Here is a 12,734-nt window from a genome sequence, read left to right as displayed (position 1 = left end):
GCATAAAAAAACGCCCAGTTCCGAAGAAACTGGGCGCTTTTTGCAAGCGTAGAATTAACGCTTGGAGTACTGCGGACGCTTACGCGCTTTACGCAGACCGACTTTCTTACGCTCAACTTCGCGAGCATCGCGAGTTACGTAGCCGGCCTTACGCAGCGGGCTGCGCAGGGTCTCGTCGTATTCGATCAGGGCGCGGGTGATACCGTGACGGATAGCACCGGCCTGGCCACTTACACCACCGCCAACGACGGTAACGTAGATATCGAACTTCTCGACGGTCTCGGTCAGCTCCAGGGGCTGACGCACGACCATGCGAGCGGTTTCGCGGCCGAAGAAGGTATCCAGGCTGCGGTTGTTGATGGAGATCTTGCCAGTGCCCGGACGCAGGAAGACGCGAGCGGTAGCAGTCTTACGACGGCCGGTGCCGTAGTTTTGAGTCGCCGACATAATGAACTTATCCCGTTAAATCTTCAGTTCTTGGGGCTGCTGAGCGGTGTGCGGGTGAACAGCACCCTTGTACACCTTCAGCTTGCGATACATGTCGCGGCCCAGCGGGTTCTTCGGCAGCATGCCTTTTACCGCGGTCTCGATCACGCGCTCGGGGGCCTTGGCAATCAGCTTCTCGAAGTTGATTTCCTTGATGCCGCCCGGGAAGCCGGAGTGCGAGTAGTACATCTTGTCGGTGGTCTTGGCACCGGTAACACGAACCTGCTCGGCATTGATCACGACGATGTAGTCGCCGGTGTCAACGTGAGGGGTGTATTCGGGCTTGTGCTTGCCACGCAGACGGCTGGCAATTTCGGTGGCCAGACGACCCAGGGTCTGACCTGCAGCGTCGACGACGTACCAGTCGCGCTTAACAGTTTCCGGTTTTGCAGTAAAAGTCTTCATTCGCTATAGCCTCAGGGGCCGCCCTGAAAATAAGACGGCGGATCTTACTGAATAGTGCTCGCCCTGACAAGTCAGGGACAGCCGGAAACAGACGCTATCGGGGGCTCGGGTCAGCGCGTCCGCTACGGCAAAAGGGTTTTCGGCAGGCTAGGCATCCCCACCTTCAATCTTCGCAGGCTAGGCATCCCCGCAAAGAAAGCCGCGGAATTATGCCGATTGCAGGAAAAATTTCAACCTGATTTCATGCGTTCTTTATCGAAGACGCAGGAGGCAGCGATGGAATACCGCCAACTTGGCTGCACCGACCTCAAGGTCAGCAGCCTTTGCCTGGGAACGATGACCTGGGGCGAACAGAACACCGAGACCGAAGCCTTCGCCCAGATCGAGCGTGCCAAGGCCTACGGCATCAACTTCATGGATACCGCCGAGATGTATCCGGTGCCGCCGCGTGCTGAAACCTACAGCGCCACCGAAACCATCATCGGCAACTGGTTCGCCAGGCGCCGTGACCGCGCCGACTGGATCCTGGCGAGCAAGGTCGCTGGCCCCGGCAACGGCATCAGCCACATCCGCGGCGGCAACCTGAAACACAATCGCCAGCACATCACTGCCGCCCTGGATGCCAGCCTCAAACGCCTGCAGACCGACTGGATCGACCTCTACCAACTGCACTGGCCCGAGCGCAGCACCAACTTCTTCGGCCAGCTCGGCTATCAGCACAAGGAGGAAGTATTCACCCCGCTGCAGGAAACCCTCGAGGTCCTCGGCGAACAGGTGAAAGCCGGCAAGATCCGCCACATCGGTCTGTCCAACGAAACTCCCTGGGGCACGATGAAGTTCCTCCAGCTTGCCGATCAACTCGGCCTGCCCCGCGTTGTTTCCATCCAGAACCCCTACAACCTGCTCAACCGCAGTTTCGAAGTGGGCCTGGCCGAAGTGGCGATGCGCGAGCGATGCGGCCTGCTGGCCTATTCCCCCATGGCCTTCGGCATGCTCTCCGGCAAGTATGAGAACGGCGCCCGCCCGGCCAACGCCCGGATCACCCTTTTCAGCCGCTTCACCCGCTACACCAACCCGCAGTCCCAATCCGCCTGCTCGCGCTATGTCCAGCTGGCTCGTGAGCATGGCCTGGACCCGGCGCAGATGGCGCTGGCCTTCGTCACCGCCCGACCTTTCGTGACCAGCAACATCATCGGCGCCACCTCCCTGGAGCAACTGGAAGCGAACCTGCGCAGTACCGAGCTGACGCTTTCGGAAGACGTGCTCGAAGGCATCGCCGCCATCCACAAGGACCAGCCGAACCCGGCCCCGTAAAAAAGCAGAAGCCCGGCAATCGCCGGGCTTCCTGCATTCACCGGAGGCTCAGACCAGGGAACGGGCGATGATCTCCTTCATGATTTCGTTGGTGCCTGCATAAATCCGCTGCACTCGCGCGTCCGCCCAGGCTCGCGCCACCGCGTACTCCCACATGAAGCCGTAGCCGCCGTGCAGCTGCACGCACTCGTCCAGTACCTTGCACTGCAGATCGGTGCCCCAGTACTTGAGCATCGCCGCAGTGGGCACGTCCAGCTTGCCCTGCAAATGCAACTCCAGGCAGCGATCGACGAAGACACGGCCAATCTGGATCTCGGTAGCCATTTCCGCCAGCTTGAAACGGGTGTTCTGGAATTCGGCGACGGACTTGCCGAACGCCTTGCGCTCGCGGGTGTAATCCAGGGTCCAGTTCAACGCAGCCTCGGCCGAGGCCAAGGCGCCGATACCCACCGTCAGGCGCTCCTGGGGCAGTTCCTGCATCAGATAGGCGAACCCCATCCCCGCCTGGCCCAGCAGGTTCTCCTTGGGTACACGAACATCCTGGAAGAACAGTTCGGAAGTGTCCTGGGCCTTCATGCCGACTTTTTCCAGACGCTTGCCCTTGGCGAAGCCCGGCGTGCCCGCTTCCACCAGGAACAGGCTGGTGCCCTTGGCGCCGGCCTTGGGATCGGTCTTGGCCACAACGATCACCAGGTCGGCCAGGAAGCCGTTGGTGATGAAGGTCTTGGAGCCGTTGATGACGTACTCGTCGCCGTCCAGCACAGCGGTGGTCTTCACGCCCTGTAGATCGGAACCGGCGCCCGGCTCGGTCATGGCGATGGCCGTTACCAGTTCGCCACTGACCAGCTTGGGCAGGTATTTCAGTTTCTGCGCCTCGGAACCGTAGTGGAGGATGTAGGGCGCAACGATGTCGGAGTGCAGGGAAAAGCCGATGCCGGTCAGGCCCAGGCGGCCGATCTCCTCGATCACCACCGCACTGTAGAGGAAGTCGGCGCCCATGCCGCCGTACTCTTCAGGAATGTGCGAGCAGAGCATGCCGGCCTCGCCAGCCTTGTTCCACAAGGCGCGGTCGATGTGGCCGTCCTTCTCCCACTGGTGGTGGTAGGGCACCGCCTCCTGCTCGAGAAACTTGCGCACGCTGTCGCGGAAGAGTTCGTGATCGGAGCTGAACAGGGTTCTCGGGATCATGGAATCACCTTGGAATGACACTGTAGACAAGTAGGTTCGGAGGCCACCGACTCTAGGACAGTCCCCTCCCCCGCCACACTGGACACATAAGACAAAAAATAAGACGATCCAGCCGCAGAATGACCGCTTTCCCCTAATAAGAACAACACCATGAGCATTACGCAGTCTCCCAACCTTCGACAGGTCAGCATCCTGGCCATCGACGGTGTCTTCGCCTCCACCCTGATGCAGGCCAAGGATTTCTTCCACATGGCCAGCCTGCGCTTCGGCAAACTGCAGGGCAAAGGTTTCACCCCTGCCTTCCAGACCCGACTGGTCAGCCCTGACGGCCAGCCGGTGCGCAGCTTCAGCGAAGTGCGCATCCCGGTGGACGGTGCACTGGATGAAGCGGACATCATCGTCATCCCGACCTTCTGGGGTGATTTCGACGCCCTGCTCGCCCGCTACCCAAGCGTCTGCGAGTGGCTGCGCGAACGCCACGCTGCCGGCAGCGCCATCTGCGGCGAAGCGTACGGCGTGTTCTGGATGGCCCAGGCGGGCCTGCTCGACGGCAAGGAAGCAACCACCTATTGGCGCTTCTTCGGCGAATTCACCCAACGCTTTCCCAAGGTGCTGCTGAACCAGGACAAGCACATTTCCGATGCCGACAACCTCTACTGTGCCGGCGGTGTCACCTCGGCCTGCGACCTCTACATCTACCTGATCGAGCGCTTCTGCGGCGCAGGCATCGCCCAGGCGGTGGCCCGCGACATCCTCTACGAAGTGCAGCGCAGCTACACGCCAGGACGCATCGGCTTCGGCGGTCAGAAACTGCACCACGACATGACCATCCTGCAGATCCAGCATTGGCTGGAAGACCACTTTGCCGACAAGTTCCGCTTCGAGGATGTGGCGCGGGAGCACGGCATGAGCATCCGCAACTTCATGCGGCGCTTCCAGGCCGCCACCGGCGACAAACCCTTGCACTACCTTCAGCGGTTACGCATCGAAACGGCGAAGGGACTGCTCTCGGCCACGCGCAAGAGCATCAAGACCATCAGTTACGAAGTGGGCTACGACGACGCCAGTTTCTTTGCCCGGCTGTTCCGCCAGCACACCCAGCTCTCACCTAATCAGTACCGACGCCAGTACCAGCAGAAAGGCGAGTGAAAACTACTGCGCTCGGCCATGCCGTGTTGGAAAAAGCCTCAGGATGCTCGTTTACAGCTCGCAAACTGCGCCTTTGCGGCTGACTCCGCCTTGCCTGGCCTTCACTCGCGAGGTTTTCACATTAGTTGCGGCGCCATCCCAAGGATGGGTTGGCCGCGACCGCCACCGCCCTATGATCGGCCCATGCCCGAACGGGATGCCCCGAACCCGCGCCAGCCCCGGCACGGGAGGACAACAACAAGAAAAGGTCCATCGCCATGCGCCGCTACCTGCTTGCCCTGCTGGCCGCCTGCAGCCTCACCGCTGTGGCGGACGACAACTGGAAACCCTTCCCCTACGACAAGGCCGCCTACGACTACTCAGGCGACAAGCTGCGTGAAGCCTGGCCTCGGCTGACCCGCGGTTTCGGTGCGAACTACCCCTATCCCGACGCCGACTGGGTGGTGACCATGGCCACCCGGTACCCCAAGGCCCTGGAGCTCACCGTGACCGGCAATACCGGCTTCACCGGCAAGCCTGAGGAGGCCGAGGTCTACGCCGCCAAGCTGCAGGACGTGTGGCGCCTGATGTTCCGTGGCGACTTCGCCGAGGCCAAGAAGCAGGGCCTGGCCCTCGGCGTCGGCGGCCAGATCCCCGCCATGTTCGCCCAGGTGGTTTACGCCATGTTCCTGGTGCCGGACCAGACGGAGAAGCATCGCCTGCTGGAAGAAGTGATCCGCTATACCGACGAAGCCGGCGACCTGGTCAAGGCCGACGTGGTCGCCCAGTTCGGCAGCGCCTATGCCAAGGCCCGCCTGGGCGAGGAGCTGCCGGTACCGGTGGTGCTCAAGCGGGGCTACACCAGCCAGATTCCCGAGGAGCTCGATGCGCTGCTGAAGACACAGCCGCAGCAGCCCTTCGCCCTGGCGCTCTATGGCGGTTACGAGGCCGGCGTGATCCGACGGGTCGGCAAGCTGGTGGGCAAGATGACCTACGGCGTCAGCTCGGAAAAGATGGAGCAATACTTCGCCCGCTCCTTCAAAGCCAAGGACGACCTGCCCATCGGCCACTACGAGTACGCCAATGCACTGGATTACGTGTACGGCGAAGACGAGGAAGCCAAGGCGCTGGAACACCTGAAGAAGGCCGTTGCGATCAAACCGATCAACGCCATGGAAGCCCTGGAAGTGGCCCATGCGCAGAAGCTGCTGAAACAGCGGGAAGAGAAGCTGGCGCAGAACTGAGCCCGCCAGCCAATGAAAAAGGCTGCCCTCGGGCAGCCTTTTTCATTACACGGGCCTCAGGGTTTGTGAGGCCGCGACAGGAACTCGTGGGACTGCATCTCCAGCAGGCGGCTGAGGGTGCGCTGGAACTCGAAGTTCAGGCGGCCACCGGAGTAGAGATCCTTCAGCTCCACCTCGGCGGAAATGATCAGCTTCACGTTGCGGTCGTAGAACTCGTCCACCAGGTTGATGAAGCGCCGCGCCATGTCGTCCTTGGCCACGCCCATCTGCTCGACGTTGGCGAGGATCACCGCGTGGAAGATCTTGCCCAGTTCGATGTAGTCGTTCTGGCTGCGTGGACCATCGCAGAGCTCACGGAACTCGAACCATGCGACGTCTTCGCAGACGCGCACGGCGCGGATTTCGCGGTTCTCGATCATCAGGACTTCGTTTTCCTGGGCCATGGTGCAGTCGGGCAGTAGGCTCTTGAAGCTGCGACTCAGGCTGGCCTCGGCCTCGGCGTCCAGCGGGAAGTGGAACAGCTCGGCCTGTTCCAGGGCACGCAGACGGTAGTCCACGCCGCTGTCGACGTTGACGATATCGGTGTGTTCCTTGAGCAGCGCAATGGCCGGCAGGAAACGCGCGCGTTGCAGGCCGTCCTTGTAGAGGCCGTCGGGCACGATGTTGGAGGTGGCCACCAGGCTGACGCCATTCTTGAACAGCTCTTCGAGGAGCGTGGCCAGGATCATGGCGTCGGTGATGTCGGAGACGAAGAATTCGTCGAAGCAGATCACCCGCGCCTCATCAGCGAAACGCTTGCCGATGATGGTCAGCGGGTTCTTTTCGCCCTTGAGGGTTTTCATTTCCTCGTGGACGCGCTTCATGAAACGGTGGAAGTGGGTACGCATCTTCTGCTTGAACGGCAGCGCGTCGTAGAAGGTATCCACCAGGTAGGTCTTGCCGCGCCCCACACCCCCCCAGAAGTACAGACCCTTCACCGGGCCCTGGCGCTTCTTGCCGAACAGGCTGCCCAACAGGCCGGGCTTGCTGCGGTCATCGGCGATCAGGTCGTCGTACAGCCGCTGCAGATGGCGAACGGCGGTTTCCTGCGCGGCATCGTGGAAGAAATCCGGCCGCTTGAGATCGGACTGGTAGCGCTCGAGGGGGGTCATGATCGATAGCAAGGCAACGAAAAACGGGGCAGCTACTTTAGAGCTTGCCCCGTTGATTGGCAATTGGCCGGCAGAGTCGGCCGCTGGATAGAAAGTTATTCCTGAGGTGCGAGAGCCGAATAGAGGCGCTGGATCGCCGCATCTCGGGCCGCATCGTCAGCGAATGCCGGACTGCAAGCGACCTGTTCATCGTCCAGCCAGATACCGAACGCGTCGCCTTCCACACGCAGGTCCAGCTCATCACCCGACTGCAGACGCTTGCTGACCTGGCCGGCAGCCTTGCCATCGGCGAAGGAGCGGGACAGCAGCAGCTGTTCGCCATCGGCGTCAAGCAGGCGGAAACGGAAACTGCCGTCCTCGTCGCGGAAGCTGACGAAGCGAGCGCTCTTGGCCGACTTCTTCTTCGCCTCGGTGCCAGCCTGCACATTGGTACGGAACGAGCGCAGGCCCACCGCTTCGCGCAGCTCGTTGAGGAACGGGGTAGCGATCTTGCGAGCCTTGGCGGCGCCGGCGAGGAGGATGTCCTCCAGGTCGGACGGACGCTCGATCAGCGCGTGATAGCGCTCGCGAGCCTCGCCCAACTCGTTGTCCAGCAGCTGGAACAGACGCTGCTTGGCTTCGCCCCAGGCGAGACCCGCCAGCAATTCGGCGCGGAACTCAGCCAGCTGGGCCGGGGTGGCGAAGGCCTGGTAGAGGGTGAAGAGATGGGAGTTGTCCGGATCCTTCGGCTCACCAGGGGCGCGGGAGTCGGTGACGATGCGCGCGATGGCATCCTTCAGTTGCTTGGCACTGCCGAACAGCGGAATGGTGTTGTCGTAACTCTTGGACATCTTGCGACCGTCGAGGCCGGGCAGGGTCGCCACCTCTTCCTCGATCACCGCTTCCGGCAGGGTGAAGTACTCGCGGCCGGCACCGAACAGGTGGTTGAAGCGCTGACCGATGTCGCGGGCCATTTCCACATGCTGGATCTGGTCACGGCCGACCGGCACCTTGTGGGCATTGAACATCAGGATGTCCGCGGCCATCAGCACCGGATAGCTGTACAGGCCCATGGTGACGCCGGCGTCCGGGTCTTCGCCGTTCTCCAGGTTCTTGTCCACCGACGCCTTGTAGGCGTGGGCGCGATTGAGCAGGCCCTTGGCGCTGACACAGGTCAGCAGCCAGGTGAGCTCGGGAATTTCGGGAATGTCGGACTGGCGGTAGAAGGTCGCCTTGTCGGTATCCAGGCCGCAAGCCAGCCAGGTGGCGGCGATTTCCAGGCGCGAACGCTGGATACGGGCGGGGTCGTCGCACTTGATCAGGGCGTGGTAGTCGGCCAGGAAGTAGAAGGAATCGACGTCGTTGGCGCGACTGGCGACGATGGCCGGCCGGATGGCGCCTGCGTAGTTGCCGAGGTGCGGCGTGCCGGTGGTGGTGATGCCGGTAAGGATACGAGTAGTCATGGTGTTCGCTTGTCGGACTTGATTCGGAATCAGAGGCGCGGCAGGACCAGGTCCCTGAGGTCGGTCAGCTTGCCGTGGAAGAAGTGCCCGCATTCTGCCACTTTCAGCAGCTCATGGGGGCGCGCGAGGCCGGCGGACCAGTCGTACACGGCCTGAGGCGGCACGACTTCGTCCGCGTCTGGCTGGACCACGGTCAATTGGCCGGAATCGGGCAACGGATTGTCGTCGCCTATGCGCATCACCGCCGGCGCCACCATGAACAGGCGCGGCACATCGATGCCCTGGCGCTCCAGGCGTCCCGCGAGGCTGGCAGCGACGAAGCCGCCGAAGGAAAACCCCATCAACGTCAGGGGCAGGTCCGGACGCTGGCCACGGAACCAGTGGGCAGCCGCTTCGGCGTCATCCACTTCACCGGTGTCCATGTCATGACTGCCGGCACTGGCGCCAACGCCTCGATAATTGAAACGCAAGGTGCTGTAACCTGCATCACGAGCGGTACGCTGCAGGGTGGAAACCACCTTGTTGAGCATGGTGCCGCCCTGCACCGGATTGGGATGGCAGATCAGCACCAGGCCCTTGGCTTCGGGCAAATCGAGATGCAGCGCTTCGAGCTGGCCACAAGGGCCATCGAGCAGGAGAGGGATTTCGCGGCTCAACTGGGGAAACTCCGTGACCCCGTGGCGGGTCGACTCGTCTTGGATTAGCACAACAGGGCTTGCGTCGCGGTATACAGCGCGGATTCGAGCCGTTAACGTAAAGCAAAGCCGTTTATAGAGGAAGGACTCGTGGAACAGTCGCTCACCGTCTGGTTGTTACCAGCCTTCGCCCTGCTCGCCGGTATCGGCATCGGTTTCCTGATCGCCCGCCTGGTGCCCAATGCGGCCCCGAACCGGACACAGCGCCAGCTGGATGATCTGCAGGAACGTTTCGATACCTACCAGAGCGAGGTGGTCACTCACTTCAACACCACCGCCAGCCTGGTGAAGAAGCTCACCCAGAGCTATCAGGAAGTGCAGGAACATCTGTCCGAAGGTGCCAGCCGCCTGGCCCTGGACGAGTTGACCCGCCAGCGCCTGCTGGCCGCCCTGCACGCCGACGAGGCCGCCAGCCCGCGCGAGCGCCTGACCCCGCCGAAGAGCAACGAAGCCCCCAAGGACTACGCGCCAAAAGCTCCGGACGCCCCCGGCACCCTGGACGAGACCTTCGGCCTGAAAGGCAAGTACTGATTCCACCAAGGCTCGGCCGGACAACCGGCCAGCCGAACCGGAAGCCAACAAAAAGCCCCGCAATCGCGGGGCTTTTTGTTGGGCTGTCGCTTAGATCGCGCCGCGCTCGCGGAGCAGATCGATCACCAGCTTCGCACCCTCATCCACGTTGGTGGACTGGGTGTCGATCACCAGATCCGCATCCAGCGGCACATCGTAGGGGAAGGACTCACCCGGGATGTTGTCGTGGCCAGCGGCATAAAGTCCCTGCGGATCGCGCTCGCGGCAAGCAAGCGGCGACGCCTGGACATAGACGGTGATCAGGCGATCGGCACCGATGAGGGCCTTGGCCTGCTCGCGACCTTCGGCATCCGGTGCAACGAAGGCCGCCAGGGTGACCAGGCCAGCCTCGTTGAACTGACGCGCAACGTGAGCGGCACGACGCCAGTTCTCGGTACGTCCGGCGCGATCCTGCGGCAGGCCCTTGTTCAGGTCGTGACGCAGATTCTGGCCATCCAGCACGTAGACGGCACGGCCCATGTCGAACAGCTTGCGCTCCACGGCGTAAGCCAGGGTGCTCTTGCCTGCGCCGGAAAGGCCGCTGAACAGCACGGTGGCCGGCTGCTGGCCGAAGCGCGCGGCACGCTCTTCGCGGGACACGTGGGCCTGCTTGCCGTGGTGGCCATCGACATTACGACCGGCCTGCGGGTCGGCGATGATCATGCCGGCGCCAACGGTGCCATTGGTCAGGCGATCGATGACGATGAAGGCGCCAGTGGTGCGGTTCTGTTCGTAGCCATCGAGGGCGATGGGCGCGTCCAGGCTGACCTTGACCTTGGCGATCTCGTTCAACTGAAGGCTGCTTCCAGCGGTTTCCTCGAGAGTGTTCACATCCACCTTGTGGGTGATGCTCGGAATCGAGCCCGGCACATAGCTGGTGGCGCGCTTGATGTCGTACTTCTTGCCCGGGAGCATGGGCTCTTCGGACATCCACACCAGCATGGCTTCGAAACCATCGGTGATCAGCGGGCGGTTGTCGGCATGCACCAGCATGTCCCCGCGGGAGACGTCGATTTCGTCTTCCAGGGTCAGGGTGATGGCCTGGCCCGGACCGGCCTGCTCCAGTTCGCCTTCATAGGTGACGATGGACTTGACCCGACTGCCCTTGCCCGAAGGCAGAGCCACCACTTCATCACCCTTGCGCACGATGCCGCTGGCCAGAGTGCCCGCGAAGCCGCGGAAGTTCAGGTTCGGACGGTTCACGTACTGCACCGGGAAGCGCATGTCGGAGACGTTGCGGTCACCGGCGATTTCCACGGTTTCGAGGATTTCCATCAGCGGCTTGCCGTCGTACCACGGCGCGCGCTCGCTGCGATTGACCACGTTATCGCCCTTGAGCGCCGACATGGGCACGAAATGGATCGACGACGGAGCCAGCTTGATGCGCTCGGCGAACTGCAGGTAGTCGGCCTTGATCTTCTCGAAGACGGACTGATCGAAGTCCATCAGGTCCATCTTGTTGACCGCGACGACGATGTGCTTGATGCCCAGCAAGGACGCAATGAAGCTGTGACGACGGGTCTGGGTCTGCACGCCGTAGCGGGCGTCGATCAGGATGATGGCCAGGTCGCAGGTGGACGCGCCGGTGGCCATATTGCGGGTGTACTGCTCATGGCCGGGGGTGTCGGCGATGATGAACTTGCGCTTGGCGGTGCTGAAGTAGCGGTACGCCACGTCAATGGTGATGCCCTGTTCGCGCTCGGCCTGCAGGCCATCCACCAGCAGCGCGAGGTCGACGTCGTCACCGGTGGTGCCGACTTTCTTCGAATCGCGGGTGATGGCCTCCAGATGGTCTTCGTAGATCATCTTGGAGTCGTGCAGCAGGCGCCCGATCAGGGTGCTCTTGCCGTCGTCGACGTTGCCGCAGGTGAGGAAGCGCAGCAGTTCCTTGCGTTCGTGCTGGGCCAGGTAGGCGAGGATGTCCTCGCTGATCAGATCGGATTGATGGCTCATGGTGCGGAATCCTTAGAAATAGCCCTGACGTTTCTTCTCTTCCATCGAGCCGGCGGCGTCGTGGTCGATGACCCGGCCCTGGCGCTCGGAAGTACGGGTCAGGAGCATTTCCTGGATGATTTCCGGCAACGTGGTCGCCGTGGACTCCACCGCGCCGGTCAGCGGGTAGCAGCCCAGGGTGCGGAATCGCACCATGCGCTTCTCGATGCGGGCTTTCTCTTCGTCGGAGAGGTGCTCGAGGATGCGCTCGTCGTCGATCATGATCAGCGTACCGTTCTTCTCGATGACTTCACGCTCGGCGGCGAAGTACAGCGGGACGATCGGGATCTGTTCCAGATAGATGTATTGCCAGATGTCCAGCTCGGTCCAGTTGGAAAGCGGGAAGACGCGGATCGACTCGCCCTTCTTCACCTTGCCGTTGTAGACGTTCCACAGCTCGGGACGCTGGTTTTTCGGGTCCCAGCGGTGCTTGCTGTCGCGGAAGGAATACACGCGCTCCTTGGCGCGGGACTTCTCCTCGTCGCGGCGAGCGCCGCCGAAGGCCGCATCGAAGCCGTACTTGTCGAGCGCCTGCTTCAGTCCCTCGGTCTTCATCACGTCAGTGTGCTTCGCGCTGCCGTGGGTGAAGGGGTTGATGCCCTGTGCAACGCCTTCCGGGTTCACGTGAGTGATCAGGTCCAGGCCCATCTCGGCGACCATCTTGTCGCGGAACTGGTACATCTCCTGGAACTTCCACCGGGTGTCGACGTGCATGACCGGGAAGGGCAGCTTGCCAGGGAAGAACGCCTTGCGCGCCAGGTGCAGCATGACGGCGGAGTCTTTACCGATGGAATAGAGCATCACCGGGTTGTCGAATTCGGCGGCCACTTCACGAATGATGTGGATGCTCTCCGCCTCCAGCTGTTTCAGGTGCGTCAGTTTATCGAGCATGGCTACTCACGAAGGTCTTTCTGATACGACGGCCGGCGGGCCGTGGACGAGCGGGCACTCTAACACAGCGCAAGGCTCTAACAGGGGGGCGGGTTATACCGAAAAAATATACTTATATAGCCGTACGAATTCGCTGGCAGTGAAGCTGCCAGGGCCACCCTCCCGGGCCACCATGCAGCCTCGGAGGGTGAGGCCGATCGGCGACTCGCTCCCTCCTCGGACCTCTGC

General features: G+C 62.1%; 12 protein-coding genes. 4 read left to right on the top strand and 8 right to left on the bottom strand.

The window, feature by feature from the left end; genetic code table 11:
• Positions 1-54 precede the first annotated feature (54 nt).
• Together rpsI and rplM are read right to left on the bottom strand one after the other, a co-directional pair.
• A complete protein-coding gene (rpsI, locus tag FXN65_RS04910) occupies positions 55-447 on the bottom strand; it encodes a 30S ribosomal protein S9 (RefSeq protein WP_003448478.1) in 393 nt (130 codons plus the stop codon).
• Positions 448-462: 15 nt separating this feature from the next.
• Complete coding sequence (rplM, locus tag FXN65_RS04905; protein WP_016490991.1) at positions 463-891, bottom strand: 50S ribosomal protein L13; 429 nt, start codon at positions 889-891, stop codon at positions 463-465.
• A 276-nt stretch (positions 892-1,167) separates the two neighbouring features.
• Here rplM and FXN65_RS04900 point away from each other — a divergent pair, with 276 nt between their 5' ends.
• Positions 1,168-2,205 (top strand): NADP(H)-dependent aldo-keto reductase, encoded by a 1,038-nt coding sequence (locus tag FXN65_RS04900; protein WP_151131974.1) that lies wholly within the window; start codon positions 1,168-1,170, stop codon positions 2,203-2,205.
• A 48-nt stretch (positions 2,206-2,253) separates the two neighbouring features.
• Here the strand turns inward: FXN65_RS04900 and FXN65_RS04895 are convergent, their stop codons facing one another.
• Positions 2,254-3,393: an acyl-CoA dehydrogenase family protein gene (locus FXN65_RS04895; RefSeq protein WP_151131973.1), complete on the bottom strand. Its 1,140-nt coding sequence runs from the start codon at positions 3,391-3,393 to the stop codon at positions 2,254-2,256.
• A 150-nt stretch (positions 3,394-3,543) separates the two neighbouring features.
• Between FXN65_RS04895 and FXN65_RS04890 the strand changes: the two genes are divergently transcribed.
• A complete protein-coding gene (locus tag FXN65_RS04890; protein WP_151131972.1) occupies positions 3,544-4,542 on the top strand; it encodes a GlxA family transcriptional regulator in 999 nt (332 codons plus the stop codon).
• A 257-nt stretch (positions 4,543-4,799) separates the two neighbouring features.
• Entirely contained in the window at positions 4,800-5,765 is a 966-nt protein-coding gene (locus tag FXN65_RS04885; RefSeq protein WP_151131971.1) for a hypothetical protein, read from the top strand.
• 56 nt (positions 5,766-5,821) lie between these two features.
• On the opposite strand, the gene zapE is transcribed toward FXN65_RS04885, so the two are convergent.
• The 3 genes from zapE to FXN65_RS04870 form a co-directional block, all read right to left on the bottom strand.
• Positions 5,822-6,916 (bottom strand): cell division protein ZapE, encoded by a 1,095-nt coding sequence (gene zapE, locus FXN65_RS04880; RefSeq protein ID WP_151131970.1) that lies wholly within the window; start codon positions 6,914-6,916, stop codon positions 5,822-5,824.
• Between the two features lie 95 nt (positions 6,917-7,011).
• Entirely contained in the window at positions 7,012-8,358 is a 1,347-nt protein-coding gene (locus FXN65_RS04875; RefSeq protein WP_151131969.1) for a tryptophan--tRNA ligase, read from the bottom strand.
• Between the two features lie 29 nt (positions 8,359-8,387).
• Complete coding sequence (locus FXN65_RS04870; RefSeq protein ID WP_151131968.1) at positions 8,388-9,014, bottom strand: alpha/beta hydrolase; 627 nt, start codon at positions 9,012-9,014, stop codon at positions 8,388-8,390.
• A gap of 129 nt (positions 9,015-9,143) precedes the next feature.
• On the opposite strand from FXN65_RS04870, the gene FXN65_RS04865 reads away from it, so the two are divergent.
• Positions 9,144-9,584: a YhcB family protein gene (locus FXN65_RS04865; RefSeq protein ID WP_016490984.1), complete on the top strand. Its 441-nt coding sequence runs from the start codon at positions 9,144-9,146 to the stop codon at positions 9,582-9,584.
• A 90-nt stretch (positions 9,585-9,674) separates the two neighbouring features.
• On the opposite strand, the gene cysN is transcribed toward FXN65_RS04865, so the two are convergent.
• Positions 9,675-11,576 carry a sulfate adenylyltransferase subunit CysN gene (cysN, locus tag FXN65_RS04860; protein ID WP_151131967.1) on the bottom strand — a complete coding sequence of 634 codons (1,902 nt, stop codon included), beginning with the start codon at positions 11,574-11,576 and terminating at the stop codon, positions 9,675-9,677.
• 12 nt (positions 11,577-11,588) lie between these two features.
• Positions 11,589-12,506 carry a sulfate adenylyltransferase subunit CysD gene (cysD, locus tag FXN65_RS04855; RefSeq protein WP_120652885.1) on the bottom strand — a complete coding sequence of 306 codons (918 nt, stop codon included), beginning with the start codon at positions 12,504-12,506 and terminating at the stop codon, positions 11,589-11,591.
• Positions 12,507-12,734 lie beyond the last annotated feature (228 nt).

It is taken from the genome of Pseudomonas lalkuanensis (genome assembly GCF_008807375.1).
Classification (GTDB): Bacteria; Pseudomonadota; Gammaproteobacteria; order Pseudomonadales; family Pseudomonadaceae; genus Metapseudomonas; species Metapseudomonas lalkuanensis.
The sequence above is the reverse complement of the archived record's forward strand: the minus strand, read 5'-3'. Positions and strand labels throughout refer to the sequence as shown.

Bases quoted from the DNA above. Each gene is read 5' to 3' on its own strand.
- rpsI (WP_003448478.1), bottom strand. From the start codon at position 447: ATGTCGGCGACTCAAAACTACGGCACCGGCCGTCGTAAGACTGCTACC.
- rplM (WP_016490991.1), bottom strand. From the start codon at position 891: ATGAAGACTTTTACTGCAAAACCGGAAACTGTTAAGCGCGACTGGTAC.
- FXN65_RS04900 (WP_151131974.1), top strand. From the start codon at position 1,168: ATGGAATACCGCCAACTTGGCTGCACCGACCTCAAGGTCAGCAGCCTT.
- FXN65_RS04895 (WP_151131973.1), bottom strand. From the start codon at position 3,393: ATGATCCCGAGAACCCTGTTCAGCTCCGATCACGAACTCTTCCGCGAC.
- FXN65_RS04890 (WP_151131972.1), top strand. From the start codon at position 3,544: ATGAGCATTACGCAGTCTCCCAACCTTCGACAGGTCAGCATCCTGGCC.
- FXN65_RS04885 (WP_151131971.1), top strand. From the start codon at position 4,800: ATGCGCCGCTACCTGCTTGCCCTGCTGGCCGCCTGCAGCCTCACCGCT.
- zapE (WP_151131970.1), bottom strand. From the start codon at position 6,916: ATGACCCCCCTCGAGCGCTACCAGTCCGATCTCAAGCGGCCGGATTTC.
- FXN65_RS04875 (WP_151131969.1), bottom strand. From the start codon at position 8,358: ATGACTACTCGTATCCTTACCGGCATCACCACCACCGGCACGCCGCAC.
- cysN (WP_151131967.1), bottom strand. From the start codon at position 11,576: ATGAGCCATCAATCCGATCTGATCAGCGAGGACATCCTCGCCTACCTG.
- cysD (WP_120652885.1), bottom strand. From the start codon at position 12,506: ATGCTCGATAAACTGACGCACCTGAAACAGCTGGAGGCGGAGAGCATC.